Origin of the sequence: Pseudomonas promysalinigenes (genome assembly GCF_014269025.2) — a bacterium.
GTDB lineage: Bacteria > Pseudomonadota > Gammaproteobacteria > Pseudomonadales > Pseudomonadaceae > Aquipseudomonas > Aquipseudomonas promysalinigenes.
The window spans coordinates 1,869,660-1,887,177 of record NZ_CP077094.1; the positions used below are offsets into that span (position 1 = coordinate 1,869,660).

The 17,518-nt window shown below is 61.8% G+C and carries 15 protein-coding genes; 8 read left to right on the forward strand and 7 right to left on the reverse strand.

Annotated elements, in window-relative coordinates:
• Positions 1–63: 63 nt before the first annotated feature.
• Together HU725_RS08540 and HU725_RS08545 are read right to left on the reverse strand one after the other, a co-directional pair.
• Positions 64–522, reverse strand: a complete 459-nt coding sequence (locus HU725_RS08540; protein WP_186476853.1) for an SgcJ/EcaC family oxidoreductase — start codon at positions 520–522, stop codon at positions 64–66.
• 167 nt (positions 523–689) lie between these two features.
• A complete protein-coding gene (locus HU725_RS08545; RefSeq protein WP_186476854.1) occupies positions 690–848 on the reverse strand; it encodes a DUF6026 family protein in 159 nt (52 codons plus the stop codon).
• 205 nt (positions 849–1,053) lie between these two features.
• On the opposite strand from HU725_RS08545, the gene gnd reads away from it, so the two are divergent.
• The 4 genes from gnd (at position 1,054) to HU725_RS08565 (ending at position 6,227) form a co-directional block, all read left to right on the forward strand.
• A complete protein-coding gene (gene gnd, locus HU725_RS08550; protein WP_060479379.1) occupies positions 1,054–2,034 on the forward strand; it encodes a phosphogluconate dehydrogenase (NAD(+)-dependent, decarboxylating) in 981 nt (326 codons plus the stop codon).
• A complete protein-coding gene (gene zwf, locus HU725_RS08555; RefSeq protein ID WP_060479378.1) occupies positions 2,034–3,536 on the forward strand; it encodes a glucose-6-phosphate dehydrogenase in 1,503 nt (500 codons plus the stop codon). Before gnd ends, zwf begins: the two co-directional genes overlap by 1 nt.
• 18 nt (positions 3,537–3,554) lie before the next feature.
• A complete protein-coding gene (locus HU725_RS08560) occupies positions 3,555–5,351 on the forward strand; it encodes a glycoside hydrolase family 15 protein (protein ID WP_186476855.1) in 1,797 nt (598 codons plus the stop codon).
• Between the two features lie 255 nt (positions 5,352–5,606).
• On the forward strand, positions 5,607–6,227 hold the full coding sequence (locus HU725_RS08565) for a TetR/AcrR family transcriptional regulator (protein WP_060479376.1): 621 nt from the start codon (positions 5,607–5,609) through the stop codon (positions 6,225–6,227).
• 41 nt (positions 6,228–6,268) lie between these two features.
• Here the strand turns inward: HU725_RS08565 and preA are convergent, their stop codons facing one another.
• The 3 genes from preA to hydA all read right to left on the reverse strand — a co-directional run bounded on the left by preA (position 6,269) and on the right by hydA (position 10,443).
• A complete protein-coding gene (gene preA, locus HU725_RS08570; protein WP_186476856.1) occupies positions 6,269–7,543 on the reverse strand; it encodes an NAD-dependent dihydropyrimidine dehydrogenase subunit PreA in 1,275 nt (424 codons plus the stop codon).
• Positions 7,544–8,911 (reverse strand): NAD(P)-dependent oxidoreductase, encoded by a 1,368-nt coding sequence (locus HU725_RS08575; protein WP_186476857.1) that lies wholly within the window; start codon positions 8,909–8,911, stop codon positions 7,544–7,546.
• A 92-nt stretch (positions 8,912–9,003) separates the two neighbouring features.
• On the reverse strand, positions 9,004–10,443 hold the full coding sequence (gene hydA / locus HU725_RS08580) for a dihydropyrimidinase (RefSeq protein ID WP_060479373.1): 1,440 nt from the start codon (positions 10,441–10,443) through the stop codon (positions 9,004–9,006).
• Between the two features lie 615 nt (positions 10,444–11,058).
• Between hydA and HU725_RS08585 the strand changes: the two genes are divergently transcribed.
• Both HU725_RS08585 and HU725_RS08590 read left to right on the forward strand, forming a co-directional pair.
• Positions 11,059–12,558, forward strand: coding sequence for an NCS1 family nucleobase:cation symporter-1 (locus HU725_RS08585; RefSeq protein WP_186476858.1), 1,500 nt, complete (start codon positions 11,059–11,061; stop codon positions 12,556–12,558).
• 11 nt (positions 12,559–12,569) lie between these two features.
• Positions 12,570–13,853: a Zn-dependent hydrolase gene (locus tag HU725_RS08590; RefSeq protein WP_186476859.1), complete on the forward strand. Its 1,284-nt coding sequence runs from the start codon at positions 12,570–12,572 to the stop codon at positions 13,851–13,853.
• 117 nt (positions 13,854–13,970) lie between these two features.
• On the opposite strand, the gene HU725_RS08595 is transcribed toward HU725_RS08590, so the two are convergent.
• Positions 13,971–14,933, reverse strand: a complete 963-nt coding sequence (locus HU725_RS08595) for a ribonuclease Z (protein ID WP_186476860.1) — start codon at positions 14,931–14,933, stop codon at positions 13,971–13,973.
• Positions 14,934–14,992: 59 nt separating this feature from the next.
• On the reverse strand, positions 14,993–15,556 hold the full coding sequence (locus tag HU725_RS08600) for a lipocalin family protein (protein WP_186476861.1): 564 nt from the start codon (positions 15,554–15,556) through the stop codon (positions 14,993–14,995).
• Positions 15,557–15,767: 211 nt separating this feature from the next.
• Between HU725_RS08600 and HU725_RS08605 the strand changes: the two genes are divergently transcribed.
• Entirely contained in the window at positions 15,768–16,580 is an 813-nt protein-coding gene (locus HU725_RS08605; protein WP_186476862.1) for a crotonase/enoyl-CoA hydratase family protein, read from the forward strand.
• A 35-nt stretch (positions 16,581–16,615) separates the two neighbouring features.
• Positions 16,616–17,446: an NAD(+) diphosphatase gene (gene nudC / locus HU725_RS08610; protein ID WP_186476863.1), complete on the forward strand. Its 831-nt coding sequence runs from the start codon at positions 16,616–16,618 to the stop codon at positions 17,444–17,446.
• The last annotated feature ends 72 nt before the right edge of the window (positions 17,447–17,518 follow it).

Genomic DNA, 17,518 nt, shown 5'->3' on the forward strand with positions numbered 1-17,518 from the left:
CCTGGAAGGGGGTGCTGCACTGTTTTGAGGCGAGCCGCCTTTGAGAGCGCCTCGATATGAAGCTCAGCTCGACGGCAGTAGGGAGGAGTGGTGGTGGCTAATCAACCATCGTTGGCCATCCCAGCGGTAGGTGAAGCTGTAGCGTGCCGCAACCTGCTTGCCGGTAGCTGCGAAGTCGAAGGTATAAAGGCCGTTCAAGGTTGCGATGTTGCAGGCGGCGTCGAAGTGATGGGTGTCGAGCCTGCCGCTAGGCTTGTCTGCCAGAAAATGGCTGAAGTACTCCACGCGTTCTTGTTCGGTTAGGCGAGGCTTTTTCGATACCGTCGGCAGTAGCAAGGCATTGTCCTGATACAGCCGTGCGACCTGGTGTGGGTCCGCGCTCTTGAGGCTATCGTTCCATTGCTCGAACAGGTTCAGGGCTTGTTGCTCGGTGGCGTATTGGCAGCTTTGAGCGCTGGCGTGTAGCGGCAGGGTAGCCAGGCCGCAGAGGGCCAGCGGCAGGTAAAGGTGTGCGATTTTCATGATCAACCCATGGCAGGCAGGCACCGGGATGGTGCTGCAAGGCCATGCACCCTATTGAGTGCTCAAAGGCTGAGCCATCGGATACGGTTTCCTTGCGCGGAGATCTTTCCGGCAGGAACGTCAGTGCGGTGTGGGAGCCTTGTAGCTCCCACTCTTAATGAGAAGAATCAGGCGCGCTCGGCACTGTGCGTTTGCGCCAGCAACTTGTTCAACTGAGCGACCTGCTCACGCAATTGGTCACGCTCGTCCTTCAATTTGCGCAGTTCATCACGGCGCACGGAGACATAGAGGGTCTGGGTTGGAGTGGCAGGCATCAAGGTACCCATGAGCACACCTCGCGGTTTTGGCTGGTGACAATTTAAAGCGTAGTCGCTTTGCGCGGCGCGCATTCTGAATTCTTTCACCGTCAATGGGAACTTTTTTGTTTATGGTTGTCGCGCCGTTCGTCGCTGAACCCTTAAGCGCGGCGCTGGACTAACCTGAAACGTTGAACTGCGTTCATCAATCATTTCGACAGGGGAGCATCGGCTCATGCAATTGGGAATCATCGGGCTGGGCCGCATGGGCGGCAACATCGCGAGGCGGCTGATGCGCGCCGGCCACCGCACCGTGGTGCATGACCGCAACCGTGACGCCGTGGTCGGGCTGGAAGGCGAAGGCGCCCAGGGTGCCCATGACCTTGGCGCGCTGGTGCAAAAGCTGAAGGCGCCGCGTGCGATTTGGGTGATGTTGCCGGCTGGCGAACCTACCGAGCAGACAATCGCCCAGTTGGCCGAGCTGCTTGAACCAGGGGACTCGATCATCGATGGTGGCAATACCTTCTACAAAGACGACATGCGCCGCGCCGAAGAGCTCGCCAAGCGCGGCCTGCACTACCTGGATGTCGGCACTTCCGGTGGCGTGTGGGGCCTGGACCGTGGTTACTGCATGATGATCGGCGGTGAAAAGGACGTGTTCGAGCGGCTTGAACCCTTGTTCAAAGCCCTGGCGCCGGGGGTTGGTGATATCCCGCGCACCCATGGCCGCAGCGGTGAGCACGCCCGTGCCGAATACGGTTACATTCACGCCGGCCCTCCGGGCGCCGGGCATTACGTGAAGATGGTGCACAACGGCATCGAATACGGCCTTATGCAAGCGTATGCCGAAGGTTTCGACCTGTTGCGCAGCAAGGGCGGGGATCAATTGCCTGAGACTCAGCGCTTTGACCTGAATCTGGCCGAAATCGCTGAAGTGTGGCGCCGCGGCAGTGTCGTGACCTCCTGGCTGCTCGACCTCACCGCCGATGCCCTGGTGGCGGACCCTCAGCTGTCGCAGTTCAGTGGCTCGGTTTCCGACAGTGGCGAAGGCCGTTGGACGATCGACGCGGCCGTAGAGCAGGCGGTGCCTGTGCCTGTGCTGTCCAGCGCACTGTTCGCCCGCTTCCGCTCGCGTCAGCAACAGGGTACCTATGGCGACAAGGTCTTGTCGGCCATGCGTTTGGGCTTTGGTGGTCACGTCGAGAAAAAAGACTGATGAGCAAACAGAACGTCCCCGCCGCTCCACCTTGCACATTGTTCCTGTTTGGCGCCAATGGCGACTTGGTAAAACGCTTGCTGATGCCGGCGCTTTACAACCTCAGCCGCGATGGTTTGCTGGACCGTAACCTGAAGATCGTTGGCGTCGACCACAACCCTGCTACCGGTGAGGAATTCGCCGAGCGCCTGCATGATTTCATGCGAGCGCGCGAGCAAGGCGAGGGCAGTGTGAAATGCCTGGATGAAAAGCTTTGGGCGCGGCTTGCCAAACGCCTGGACTACCAGACGGGCGACTTTCTCGACCCTGCCACTTATACCGCGCTGGCCAAGCGCATCGACAAGACCAGCCATGGCAATGCGATTTTCTACCTGGCCACCTCGCCGCGTTTCTTCCCCGATGTTGCCGAGCATTTGAGCCAGGCCGGCTTGCTCGACGAGGCCGGCGGTGGTTTTCGCAGGCTTGTGGTGGAAAAGCCTTTCGGTACCGATCTGGCCAGTGCCGAGGCGCTCAACGCCCGTTTGTTGAAGGTCATGAGCGAGCGGCAGATTTACCGCATCGACCATTTCCTGGGAAAGGAAACCGTACAGAACATCCTGGTCAGCCGCTTTTCCAATGGCTTGTTCGAGTCGTTCTGGAACAACCATTACATCGACCATGTGCAGATTACCGCTGCCGAGACGGTCGGGGTGGAAACCCGAGGGGCCTTCTACGACAACACTGGCGCGTTGCGCGACATGGTGCCCAACCACCTGTTCCAACTGCTGGCGATGGTCGCCATGGAGCCGCCAGCGGCCTTTGGCGCCGATGCGGTGCGCAGTGAGAAGGCCAAGGTGATCGGCGCTATTCGCCCTTGGTCGACCAAGATGGCGCTCAAGCACTCCGTGCGTGGTCAATACACCGAAGGTAAGCAGGGTCGCAAACGTCTGCCAGGCTACCGCCAGGAAAGCAATGTCAGCGAAGACAGCCAGACCGAAACCTATGTAGCGCTGAAGGTGATGATCGACAACTGGCGCTGGGCAGGGGTGCCGTTCTACCTGCGCACTGGCAAACGCATGAGCGTGCGTGACACCGAGATCGCCATCTGTTTCAAACCGGCGCCCTACGCGCAGTTCCGAGAGTCGGAGCTTGAGCGGCCGAAACCCAATTACCTGAAGATCCAGATTCAGCCCAATGAAGGCATGTGGTTCGACCTGCAGGCCAAGCGCCCGGGCCCTGAGCTGGTGACGGCGAATGTCGAGTTGGGCTTTGCCTACAAAGACTTCTTCAAGATGACCCCAGCCACCGGTTACGAAACGCTGATCTATGACTGCCTGACCGGCGACCAGACCCTGTTCCAGCGGGCCGACAACATCGAAAACGGCTGGCGAGCGGTTCAGCCCTTTCTCGATGCCTGGGCCCAGGGCGGCGAGGTGCATGAATATCCGGCAGGTGAGGACGGCCCCGAAGCTGGCAATGAATTACTGACGCGCGACAAGCGTGAGTGGCACACCTTAGGGTAATCCGATCAAGGAGAAGCAATGCCCGCCCACATTGAAGACTATGCGCTGCTCGGCAACTGCCGCAGCGCCGCCCTGGTGAGCCGCGACGGTTCCATCGACTGGCTATGCCTGCCGCGCTTCGACGCCCCAGCGGTGTTCGCCGCACTGCTTGGCAATGAACAAAATGGTCGTTGGCGCCTGGCGCCCAGTGACACGGTCGAGCAGGTCAGCCGCCAGTACCTGGGCGACACCCTGGTGCTGGAAACCACTTGGCATACCGCCGGTGGCCGGGCCCGGGTGCTCGACTTCATGCCGCTCGACGAAGTCAACTCGGTGGTACGCATCGTCGAAGGCCTGGCCGGCGAGACGCACTTCGAGATGGACCTAGTGATGCGCTTCGACTACGGGCGCAGTGTGCCGTGGGTCGAAAAGCTCGACCCGCTTACGCTGAGCGCCGTGGCCGGGCCTGACCGTCTGCTGTTGACCAGCAGCGTGGCGTCCCATGGCCTTGACCACCATACCGTCGCCCGCTTTCGAGTGTGCGCAGGTGAGCGACAGGTGTTCAGCTTGCGGCACCAACCCTCGCACCTGCCGGTGCAGCCGGACTGCGACATCGACCAGGCTCTGCAGCATACACTGGCTCACTGGCAAGCCTTTGCTGACCGCTGCCCGGATCTGGGGCCTTACTCGCACCGGGTGCGGCGTTCGCTGCTGACCCTCAAGGCAATGACCTACGCCCCTACCGGTGGCATCGTTGCTGCCGTGACCACGTCACTGCCCGAGCGCTTGGGCGGTGAGCGCAACTGGGACTATCGATTCTGCTGGCTGCGCGACGCCACCATGACCTTGCTGGCTTTCATGAACCTGGGGTACTTCGACGAAGCCCAGGCCTGGCGCGAATGGTTGCTACGCTCGGTTGCCGGCAACCCCGAACAGATGCAGATCATGTACGGGCTGGCGGGCGAAAGGGATTTGCAGGAATACACCTTGCCTTGGCTGGCTGGCTATGAACACTCCCAGCCGGTGCGGGTTGGCAATGCGGCTTCGGCACAGGTGCAGTTGGATATCTTCGGCGAGCTGGCCGACGCCATGACCCAGGCGATCAAGGGCGGGCTGCCGCGGCTACCGCGCAGCGCCGCGATCTCGCGGATGATCCTGCCCTACGTCGAACGCATCTGGCGCGAGCCCGACGAGGGCATCTGGGAGGTGCGCGGTGGTCGCCAGCACTTCGTGCATTCCAAGGTCATGGCCTGGGTTGCCTTCGATCGGGCAGCCGGGCTTGCCGATACCACGGAAGAGAGCAGCGAGCATGCACGCCACTACCGAGAGGTGGCCGATGAGATCCATCGTGACGTCTGTGCCAACGGGCTGGATGCCAGCGGGCAGTATTTCGTCCAGGCCTATGGCTCGGCCGAAATGGACGCAGGCCTTCTGCAGATCGCCCTCACCGGCTTCCTGCCAGCGGACGACCCGAGGTTTCTGCGTACTCTTGCGCAGATCGAACAACGTCTGCTGAACAATGGCCTGCTGTTGCGCTACGACAGCGAGAAAGGCGGCGATGGGCTGAGCTCGGGTGAGGGTACTTTCCTGGTCTGTTCGTTCTGGTTGGCCGATGTGTACGTGCTGCTCGGACGCGAGGCCGAGGCTCAGCAGCTGTATGAAAAACTCTCAGGCCTGTGCAACGACGTGGGCTTGCTGGCCGAGCAATACGACCCAAGCGAGCAGCGCATGCTAGGCAACTTCCCTCAGGCATTCAGCCACATCGGCATCATCAATTCTGCCCTGAACCTGCTTCAGGCGCGGTGCCCGGCCCGTGACCGGGCGCGTACGGGCTGAGTGCGGCATGGCTGAGCGGCCGTCCCGCCAGATCAGACGCAGCGCTGCCAATGGCAGGCATCGGTGGGTCGTGGCGGGGCCGGTACGCTGGCAGGCTATTTCGGGCCCCGTGATTCAATCCCATGGCAATTGCGGCGTAGACTACGCCAATCCCATTCGGCAAGGAGCACCCATGAGCGTGCGTGGTCGTGAGCGGCAACTGAACGACATCGAACTCAATTTCGGTGGGCTGGATGCATGGACGGCCGACGCCTGATGGCTAACCACAAGATCGAGATCCGTCGACGCAATATCCAGAAGATTCTCGTGGCTGCCGAAAAGGTGTTCGCCGAAAAAGGCTATGGCGCCACCTCGATGGGTGATATCGCCGAACAGGCTGAGTTACCGCGTTCCAACCTGCATTACTACTTCAGTACCAAGGACGAACTGTTTCGCGCGGTGTTGCAAGATTTGCTGGATGTGTGGAAGCAGGACGCGCTGTGCTTCGAGAACTTCGACGACCCGCGCGTGGTGCTGACCAGCTACATCCGCGCCAAGATGGGCCATTCACGCTCACGCCCGCTGGGCTCTAGGATCTGGGCTGAAGAAATGCTCCATGGCGCCCCTGTACTGGGGTGCAGCCTCGAGGAAAACCTGGTGCCCTGGGCCAGGCTCAAACAAGACAAGATACGCCGTTGGGTGGAGCAGGGGCGTATTCTGCCGGTGGAGCCGTCGGCCCTGCTGTACATGATCTGGGCATCGACCCAGCACTACGCCGATTTCGGCTACCAGGTGGCGCTGCTCAACGAAGGTGAGCCGCTGTCCGATTCGGCCTTTGAGCGTGCGGTGCAGACGGTCACTTCGGTCATCTTGCGTGGCATAGGGTTGCAACCCTGAGTGAAATGGGGCCGTGAACTGGCCCCATCCACTGGCTTCCCTCAACTGGCCTCGCGGTAGGGGTTGCGCGGGTCTTGGGTCCAGTTCAGGTAAGGCTTGCCGGTGTCTTGGGCGACCATCTCGATGCAGTTGTCCACCGGGCAGGTGATCTGGCATAGGTTACAGCCCACGCATTCGTCCTCGATCACGCTGTAGATATGCGTGCCATCGGCCCTCAGGGTACTGGCAATGGCCTGGTGCGAGGTATCTTCACAGGCGATATGGCAACGGCCGCAACCGATGCACGATTGCTGGTCGATGTGGGCGATGGATTTGTAATTGATGTCCAGGTACTTCCAGTCGGTGGTGTGCCCCACCGCCTGCCCGCGGAACGCATCGAGGTTGCGGTGCCCCTGCTGGTCCATCCAGCGCGCCAGGCCATCCTTCATGTCTTCGACGATGCGAAAACCATGCAGCATCGCCGCCGTGCACACCTGTACCGCACCGCTGCCCAAAGCGATGAACTCGGCGGCGTCGCGCCAGTTGCCGATACCGCCGATGCCACAGATCGGCAGGCCATGTGTCTGCGGGTCACGGGCTATCTCAGCGACCATGTTCAAGGCAATCGGCTTGACCGCAGAGCCACAATAACCGCCGTGAGTGCTTTGGTCGCCGACGATGGGGTGGGCGACCATGCGCTCCAGGTCGACGCTGGTGATTGAGTTGATGGTGTTGATCAACGACACCGCGTCCGCGCCGCCGCGATGGGCTGCACGAGCCGACTGGCGGATGTCGGTGATGTTGGGGGTGAGTTTCACGATCACCGGCAGCGAGCAATACAGCTTGCACCAACGGGTAACCATCTCGACATATTCAGGCACTTGGCCCACGGCGGCGCCCATGCCGCGTTCAGGCATGCCGTGGGGGCAACCGAAGTTCAGTTCGATGCCATCGGCACCTGTGGCCTCAACCAGTGGAAGGATGAATTTCCACGACTCCTCCACGCACGGCACCATCAGCGATACGATCAGTGCGCGATCGGGCCAATCCTTCTTCACCTGGGTGATTTCGCGCAGGTTGATCTCCAACGACCGATCGGTGATCAGCTCGATGTTGTTGATTCCCTGTACCTGACGATTGGGGCCGTAATGCGCCGAATAACGTGATGACACGTTGACTGCGGCCGGGTCTTCTCCGAGGGTTTTCCAGACTACACCGCCCCAGCCTGCCTCGAAGGCACGCACCACATTGTAGGCTTTGTCGGTCGGTGGCGCAGACGCCAGCCAGAAGGGGTTAGGTGCCTTGATACCGGCGAATTCGATGGACAGGTCGGCCATTTATGCAGCCTCCACGTTGAGCATGAGTTGGGCATGGATGGCTTCGGCGGCCAGCTTGCCGTGTTGCACCGCCTGGACGGTGAGGTCCTGGCCAAGTGCCGTGCAGTCGCCACCGGCATAGACCCCGGTAAGGCTTGTGCGCAGGTTTTCGTCTACGCGAATGCGTTCACCGTCCCGGGCCAACTGCGCGGCAACCGGGTCGCACAGGCTGGTGTCGTCGAAGCCTTGGCCAATCGCTTTGAAAACGGCGTCAGCGGCCAGCTCGAAGGCGTCGCCGGTATCGCGTAGCTGGCCATCGACCAGCTCGGTGCGCATGAAGCGCATGCCGCGCACGCGCCCTTGGTCGTCCAGCAGCACTTGCTCTGGGCGGGCCCAGGTATGCAGGCGCACTTGGTTGGCCTTGGCGATGTCCTGCTCATGACCGGTGGCGCCCATGTCGGCATAACCACGGCGGTACACCAGATTGACGTCGCGCGCGCCCAGGCGGCTCATCTGCACCGCCATGTCGATGGCAGTGTTACCGGCGCCGATCACCAGGCAGCGCTCGGCCAGTGGCAGTTGTGCCAGATCCTCGGCCTGGCGCAGCTCACGGATGTAGGCGGTGGCGCCGAGCAGGCCAGGAGCTTGCTCATCGGCCAGGCCAAGCTGGCGCACCGCGTTCAGGCCAAGGCCCAGAAACACTGCGTCGAACTGCTCGCGCAACGTTCCCAGGGCGAGGTTGGCCCCCAGGCGCTGGCCGTGACGCATTTCAATGCCGCCGATGCCAAGCAGGAACTCCACCTCGCGTTGGGCGTAGTCATCCACCAATTTGTAGCGGGCGATGCCGTACTCGTTGAGGCCGCCGGCCTTGTCAGAGGCTTCGAACACCACCACGTCGTGGCCATGCATGGCCAGCCGGTGGGCGCAGGAAAGCCCAGCGGGGCCGGCGCCTACCACGGCGATGCGCTTGCCGGTGGTGGGCGAGCGCTTGAAGGGGTGCTCAGTGAACCCGGCGTTGTCCAGCGCGTAGCGTTGCAGTTGGCCGATCAGCACCGGCGCGCACTCCTGGGCGTTGTTGCGCACGCAGGCCTGCTGGCAAAGAATTTCGGTGGGGCAGACACGGGCGCAGCTGCCGCCGAGAATGTTGGCCGACAGGATGCGTTCGGCAGCGCCTTGCAGGTTTTCATCGCTGATGCGGTGAATGAACGACGGGATGTCGATTTCGCTCGGGCAGGCGTTGACGCAAGGGGCGTCGTAGCAGTAAAGGCAGCGAGCGCTCTCCACGGCCGCTTGGCGAGGGGTAAGCGGCGGGGCCAGGTCGGTAAAGCGTTCGGCCAGGGCGGCGCTGCCGGCGCTGGGGCGGGGCAAGTGGTTCAGGGCATCGATCACGGTTGTAGCCTCTCTGTTCTTTTGGTTGTGGCAGTCAACGGCAATACGGCGCCGCCCGGCCTCTTGGGGCCGGTACGGCAATGCAGGGCCAATCAGCGCTGTACGGGGGTCGGGCGCTGTTGCTCGGCGCGCCGGCCTAGTACTTCGTATACCGAGGGGTAGGCAGGGCGCTCCACGTACCGACCGGCACCCGGTTCGGCACGCAGGTCGCCATCGGCCCAGAGCACCTTGCCCTGGCTGATGGTATGGCTGGGGATGCCGCGAACGGTGCGGCCCTCGAAGATGTTGAAGTCGACCCGCTGATGGTGGGTCTGGGCGGAAATGGTGCGGGTGCCCTGAGGGTCCCATAGCACCAGGTCGGCGTCGGCGCCCACGCGGATGGCGCCTTTGCGCGGGAAGAGGTTGAAGATCTTGGCGGTATTGGTCGAGGTCAGGGCGACGAATTCGTGCATCGACAGGCGCCCGCTGTTGACCCCAGCGTCCCACAACACTGCCATGCGGTCCTCGATGCCTGCGGTGCCGTTAGGAATGCGGCTGAAGTCATTGCGGCCCATGGCCTTCTGTTCTGCGCAGAAACAGCAATGGTCGGTCGCCGTGGTGTGCAGGTTGCCAGACTGCAGCCCGCGCCATAGCGCTTCTTGGTGCTCGCGGGGGCGGAAAGGCGGGCTCATCACATAACCGGCAGCGGTTGCCCAGTCTGGGTCGCGGTAGACGCTGTCGTCGATCAGCAGGTGGCCGGGCAGCACTTCGCCATACACCGGCTGGCCCTTGGCCCGGGCGTAGGTGATTTCATCCAGTGCTTCACGGCTTGAGATGTGTACCACGTACAACGGCGTGCCGATGGTTTCGGCGATACGGATAGCGCGGCTTGCCGCTTCCCCTTCGACCTGCGAAGGCCGCGACAGTGGATGGGCTTCAGGCCCGGTCAGGCCTTGCGCCAGCAGCTTCTGCTGCAGGTGGTAGACCAGCTCGCCGTTCTCGGCATGCACCGTAGGCACTGCCCCCAGTTGCAGGCAGCGCTCGAAGCTGGCCACCAGGGTGTCGTCAGCCGCCATGATGGCGTTTTTATAGGCCATGAAGTGCTTGAAACTGTTGACCCCATGCTGGCTCACCAACTCGCCCATTTCCTCGGCGACCTGTTCGCTCCACCAAGTGATGGCGACGTGGAAGCCATAGTCCGACGCACTCTTCTGGGCCCATCCGCGCCAGGTATGGAACGCTTCGAGCAGCGACTGCTGCGGGTTAGGGATGACGAAATCGATGATCGAGGTGGTGCCTCCGGCCAGCCCGGCCGCGGTGCCGCTGAAGAAGTCCTCGCTGGCGACCGTGCCCATGAAGGGCAGCTGCATATGGGTGTGCGGGTCGATGCCGCCCGGCATCAGGTACTGGCCGCTGCCGTCGAGGATCTCACAGTCGGTAGGCGCCTCGAGGTCTTTGCCAATGGCGCGAATCTGGCCATCGACACACAGAACATCGGCTGGATAACTCTCTTCATGGGTAACTACGGTGGCGCCACGGATCAACAGGGACATGCCGTCTTCCTCGCAGGCTGACCGGTCTTTGCCGGTTCTTGAAGTTGTTATGTGCCAATGGCCGATGGAAGTTTTAATCCTGTCAGGCCTGACAAGATTGGAATTTAGATGCTGATTCGGGATTGTTCAAGAAAATAATTTATAAGCTTATTCTTGTAGTATCTAATTGATTAATAAGGATTAAAATCAAAAATCCCCAAAATGGTGAGCCCTTTCACCATTTTGACGCACTTGACAAGATGCCAAATTGGTCAAGATTTTCCATGCAAAATCAGCTGCTTGATTCCTGGCATGGCGGCGCGGGGTGCGCCGATGAAAAAAAGCCCTGCACCAGTTTGAAACCTGTACCAGCCAGGCCGAGCGGCAGTCGGCGGCGTGAGCGGAGCACGGGAGAGCCCCCTAACCCTCAGCTGCCTTCGAATTAATCATTGCAGATCAGTTGTTTACCTCCTGTTGGCGGCGGCCGGCCGGGTAGGCGTAAGCCGAACCGGCACGCTATTTGAGTACGGCCCAGGCGCCAGGCCGGACCGGAGGAGCAGTACTGGTGGTGTGTGTACTCCGGCCATCGCGTTAGCCCGATGAGCAGACAACTAGAAAAAATCTGGAGAAGGCCCCATGCAACAGAGCAGATCGCAAGTGGTCGAGCAGGCAGGCCTGTTCGAACTGGCCGCAGGGAGCGATGTCCTCGACAGCCCCCGCTACAACCATGACATCGCCCCGACCAAGGTGCATCAACGCACCTGGAACAAGTGGCACATCACCGCGCTGTGGGTGGGTATGTCCATCTGTGTGCCCACCTACACCCTCGGCGGTGTGCTCACGGCCTACTTCGGCTTGAGCGTGGGCGAGGCGCTGCTGGCGATTCTGCTGGCCAACCTCATCGTGCTTATTCCGCTAACGCTCAATGCTTTCCCAGGCACCAAGTACGGCATCCCGTTTCCGGTGCTGCTGCGTTCATCGTTCGGCATACTGGGGTCCAACGTGCCTTGCCTGATTCGTGCGGTTGTCGCCTGTGGCTGGTTCGGCATCCAGACCCTGTTCGGCGGCTTGGCCATCCACCTGTTCCTGAGCTCCATCTTCGAAGGTTGGAGGGCGCTGGCCGGCACTGGCGAAGTGATCGGCTTCATGATCTTCTGGGCCCTGAACCTGTGGGTGGTACTGCGCGGCGCTGAGTCGATCAAGTGGCTCGAGACATTGTCGGCACCGCTGCTGGTAGCGGTCGGTTTCGGCCTGCTGTTCTGGGCCTTGCCGCACATGTCGATGACCGAACTGCTGGCGCAGCCACCCAAGCGCCCGGAAGGGGCAAGCGTAGTGGGTTACTTCTGCGCCGGGCTCACCGCCATGGTGGGTTTCTGGGCGACCTTGTCGCTGAACATTCCCGACTTCAGCCGCTATGCCAAAAGCCAGAAGGATCAGATTCTTGGGCAGATCTTCGGCCTGCCGTTGACCATGTTCCTGTTCGCATCGCTGGGCGTGGTGATGACGGCTGCTTCGGCCTCGCTGGTGGGTGAAACGGTATCGGACCCTGTCAGCCTGATCGGCAAAATTCAAAGCCCCGGCTGGGTTGCACTGGCAATGGCGCTGATCGTGATCGCAACGCTTTCGACCAACACTGCCGCCAACATCGTCTCGCCAACCAACGACTTTCAGAACATCGCCCCACGCCTGATCGGGCGCAGCCGGGCGGTGTGGTTGACCGGCCTCATCGGCCTGGCGCTGATGAGCCATGAACTGCTGAAGAAACTCGGCTGGATCGTATCTGACCTTAGCCTTGAAAGCGTGTACTCGAACTGGTTGCTTGGGTACTCCAGCCTGCTCGGGCCTATTGCCGGAATCATGGTGGTGGATTACTTCGTGATCCGCCGCCAGCAGCTGGACTTGGCCGGGCTGTACCGCGATGACGTGTACCCGGCCTGGAACTGGGCCGGCTTTGCTGCCTTCGCCTTGCCGGTAGGGCTGACCATTCTGGCCATTGGCAACAGCAGTTTCAGCTGGTTCTACGACTATGGCTGGTTCACCGGATCGCTGTTGGGCGGCGCGTTGTATTACGCCCTGGGCAGCGTGGCGGTACGCAGGGCAGAGATCGTGCCCGTTCAAACCAATAAAAATGCCTGAGGAGAAACACCATGAGCCAATCCCAGCACGTATTGAACTCAAACGAGCGCTACGTCGACAGCGCACGCCTTTGGCAGTCGTTGATGGACCTCGCCCGCCTGGGCGCTACGCCCAAGGGCGGCGTGTGCCGGTTGGCGCTGACTGACCTGGACCGTCAAGCGCGTGACCTGTTCGTTCAGTGGTGCGAGGCGGCCGGCTGTACCGTCAGCGTCGATGCAGTGGGGAATATCTTTGCCCGCCGACCGGGACGTAACCCTAAGCTGCCGCCGGTGATGACGGGCAGCCATATCGACACCCAGCCAACAGGCGGCAAGTTCGATGGCTGCTTCGGGGTGATGGCGGGCTTGGAAGTGTTGCGTACGCTCAATGACCTGGGTATCGAAACCGAGGCCCCGTTGGAGGTAGTGGTCTGGACCAACGAAGAGGGCTCGCGCTTCCCGCCTTGCATGATGGGCTCAGGGGTTTTTGCCGGCAAGTTCACCCTCGAAGACACCTTGGCCAAGCGTGATGCCGCGGGTGTAACGGTAGGTGAGGCGCTCAACGCCATCGGCTACGCTGGCCAGCGAGCGGTGCTTGGCCACCCAGTCGGCGCCTACTTCGAGGCGCACATCGAGCAGGGGCCGATTCTGGAAGATCAGGCCAAGACCATCGGCGTCGTGCTTGGCGCATTGGGGCAGAAGTGGTTCGACCTGACCTTGCGCGGCGTAGAAGCCCACGCCGGCCCGACCCCGATGCACCTGCGCAAGGATGCGCTGGTCGGGGCCGCTGCGGTGGTGGAGGCGGTCAACCGCACCGCCCACGCGCACCAACCCCATGCCTGCGGCACGGTCGGTTGCCTGCAGGCCTACCCCGGCTCGCGCAATGTGATCCCGGGTGAAGTGCGCATGACCCTGGACTTTCGCCACCTGGAGGGCCAGCACCTGGATGCGATGATCGCCGAGGTGCGTACGGTGATCGAAGAAACCTGTGCCAAGCATGGCCTGAGCCACGAGCTGGTGCCTACGGCCGATTTCCCGGCGTTGTATTTCGACCTCGGGTGTGTCGATGCCGTGCGCGATTCGGCCCAGGCGCTAGGCCTTGCGCATATGGACATCGTCAGTGGGGCAGGGCATGACGCGATCTTCCTGGCCGAACTGGGGCCGGCGGGGATGATCTTCGTACCTTGCGAAAACGGCATCAGCCACAACGAAATCGAGAACGCCACACCCGAGGACCTGGCAGCGGGCTGCGCAGTGCTGCTGCGGGCGATGCTGGCGGCGTCGCAAGCGATTGCCAGTGGACGGCTGGCTGCTTGACTGCTTGAGGGTGTCGAGCATGTTACTCGGTTGCAGATCGCGCGCCGCACCCGCGGCGCTCTTGCAAGGCCCTTGGCTGAACCGAGACGATCTTGCCGACGTTCGAAGCTTGGCTCTTCAAACCATCACTGGCAGCAGGTAACCATCGCGACCGATGCGGTAGCGCTGCAGGTCCCGCGCCAAGGTCAGGTGGCCGCAGTAGTACTTTTGCGCCTCCTCACGCACATCGTCGATGCACGGGCTGCGCTTGGGGTCTGCTTGGTAGCGAGCGCTGAAATGCGTCAATACCAGGTTGCGCACGCCCGCCGTCTCAGCGAACTGCGCCACCGCCGCCGCCGTGCTGTGGCCAAAGGAGTTGCCGTTGCGCTCGACGATGGGTTGGGTGTAGGTCGCCTCATGTACGAGCACATCGACGTCCCTGGCAACCTCGGCGAGTAACCCCGGGTTGTCATTGTCACCGCATACGATCATCCGCCGCGGTGGTCGCGAGGCTTTGAGGTAAACACAGGCTTCAAGCCGCTGCCCGGCATGCTCCACCGTCAGCCCTTTGGCCAGGTGGCCCCACAATGGCCCGCGCGGGATACCCTCAGCGTCCAGCCGCTGAACATCCAGGCGAGGCTCCGGGTTCAGTTCGGTGAACACAAAGCCGACGCTTGCAACCCGATGCGACAAAGGTACGGCGCTGACCTGCACCTGGGCGCTTCGCCACGGGGCCATTTGCTCGACCGGCAACAAGCGCAGTGGGTACGGCAGGTGGGTATCGCTTGCGCTCAGGGCCAGGCGCACCCAGGCATGCAGGGCGGTCGGCAATATCAGGTCGAGCGGTTCGCTGCGTCCGCCCATCGCGGCGCTGGCTAGCAGCCCCGGTAGCCCGAAGCAATGGTCGCCATGCACATGGGTGATGAAGATGGCGCGCAGATCACGCACCGAGAGCGAACTGCGCAGTAACTGATGCTGGGTGCCTTCGCCGCAATCGACCAGGTACCAGTACTTGCCACTGGCTTCGATCACGGCGGTGGCGCTGACATTTCGGCTTTTGGTCGGCACCCCTGACGAGGTGCCTAGAAACTGCAGGTCCACGGGTTCGTTCCATGCGCGTGTGGCCACACGATAGCGGCATCCCCGCGCGGCGTCGATGCTCAAGGCGCGGTCGGGGTGCCCTGGCGCCAGATCAGCTTACTGGCGTCATAACCCTGTTTGCGGGCAATGGCCACGAGCTCATCGCGGGTTTGGTCGGTGATTGCCGGAGTACGCGACAGCAGCCAGAGGTACTCGCGGTTGGGGTGGCCCACCAGCGCCACGCGGTAGTCCTTGTCATGGTACAGCACCCAATATTCGCCCTTGGTCAACCCTGGCGCCAGGCGGCTGAACCAGTTGTCGAAACGCACCCACAGCTTGTCGGTCTTGCCTGGGACTTGCGCTTCGGCGATGCCATGGGCTTCGTTGACTTCACCGTCCTTCTCTTTGCAGCGGTTGGTGACGTCGATCCGGCCGTCTTCGCGCAGCGCGTAGTGCGCTTCTGACTGCACGCAGTTGCGCTGGAAGAACATAGGCAGCCGTGCCAGCTCGTACCAGGTGCCCTGGTAGCGTTGCAGGTCGACTTGCATCGTGGAGGGCGCAGCTTGGTGGTCGTCGTTGGAACCGACGCAGCCCATCAGGGCGAGGGTCATGCAGGAAAACATCAGGGCCTTGCGCATCGCCATGGCAGATCTCCTTAAAGCGAGGTAGGGTCTCACTTTCGTTTCGACGCGGCTAGGGTCTAAAAGTTGTATCGAGCCTGGTCAATAGCGCCAGGCAGGTGCATGCAGCGCGTGGTGATTGCGCCGGGCCCAAAGTCCCAGTTTTGGCACAAGCGCGGTCAATCCACTGAGTTACCATTCCTGTTGTGAACCCTTTCCCACAGGAGTGCCGCCCGTGACCGAGTACACCGCGTTCAAGGTCGAACTGACCGAAAATATCGCCCATGTGCAAATCAACCGACCGGAGAAGATCAACGCGATGAACGCCGCCTTCTGGTCGGAGATCGTCGATATCTTCCAGTGGATCGACGACACCGATGCGGTGCGTGCAGTGGTAATCAGTGGTGCGGGCAAGCATTTTTCCGCAGGTATCGATTTGATGATGCTGGCATCGCTGGCCGGCCAGATGGGCAAGGATGTGGGCCGCAATGCCCGGCTGCTGCGCAAGACCATCCAGCGCTTACAAGCTTCGTTCATCGCCGTGGACAATTGCCGCAAGCCGGTGCTGGCGGCAGTTCAGGGTTACTGCATTGGCGGTGCGATCGACCTGATCTCGGCCTGCGACATGCGTTACTGCAGCCGCGATGCGCAGTTCTCGATCAAGGAGATCGACATGGGCATGGCCGCTGATGTTGGCACCTTGCAACGTTTGCCACGTATCATCGGCGACGGCATCATGCGTGAGCTGGCCTTCACCGGGCGCTATGTCGAGGCCGACGAGGCCCTGCGCATCGGCCTGGTGAACCGAATCTACGACGATCAGGCTGGTTTGCTGGACGGCGTGTTTGCCGTCGCCCGCGAAATTGCCGAAAAATCGCCGATCGCTGTGGCCGGAACCAAGCAAATGCTCAGCTACATGCGTGACCATCGCATCGATGATGGCCTGGATTACATTGCCACCTGGAACGCCGCCATGCTGCAGTCCGAAGACCTGCGCGTGGCCGTGGCGGCGCACATGAGCAAACAGAAACCGACGTTCGCCGACTGACCGGGCCGGGAACGCGCAGTAAAGGAACCCCCGACATGGCAGCTCGCTGGACGACCGCAGTTCTGGACCCAAACATCACCGGCGCTTTGGCCGTGGCCCGCAGCCCGGAAGGGTTTCTGGTGGACGCCAACGGCGCGCTGTTCCCTCGTGACTGGCTCAAGCGCCAGGGCCTGGACGTGCTTTGTGAACACGGCATAGGGCACTTCGATGGGCAGCCTGTGGTCCTGCTGGAGCTGCGCAGCGCGAGCGAGGTTGCCGGCTGCAGCTGGCGCGGGCTGCGTGCATTCATGCTTGAAGGCGACTTTGACACTTATAAAGTGCTCGGCTACGCCGCGCAGATCGGCACCTGGGCCCGCGAGCATCGCTTCTGCGGCAGCTGCGGCCGGGCGATGACTCAGATTCACTGGGAGCGGGCGATGTACTGCCAGCCCTGCGACCTGCGCTGTTACCCGCGCATTTCGCCGAGCATGATTGTACTGGTGACCCGAGGTGACGACATTCTGCTGGCCCGCTCGCCGCGCTTCGTCACGGGGGTGTACAGCACCCTGGCCGGCTTCGCCGAGCCGGGCGAGTCGGCCGAAGAGTGCCTGGTGCGTGAGGTGCACGAGGAGGTGGCGGTGCAGGTGAAGAATATTCAGTATGTTGGGAGCCAATGCTGGCCGTTCCCCCACTCGATGATGTTGGGCTTTCATGCCGAATATGCCGGTGGCGAAATTGTCATGCAGCCGGACGAGATCGAAGATGCCAAGTGGTTCAGTGTGCACGACCTTCCGCCGCTGCCGGCGGGGCGTTCGATTGCGCGCTACTTGATCGACCTCTATGTGGCGCAGCGGCTGGGCCGTGATATCCCTGCTTTCAACCCCTGACGGCAGTGGGAAACGCTCTGCGACGATGACGCATAAGATTTTGGACGCAGCTTCAATGGGGTGGCGGGGGTG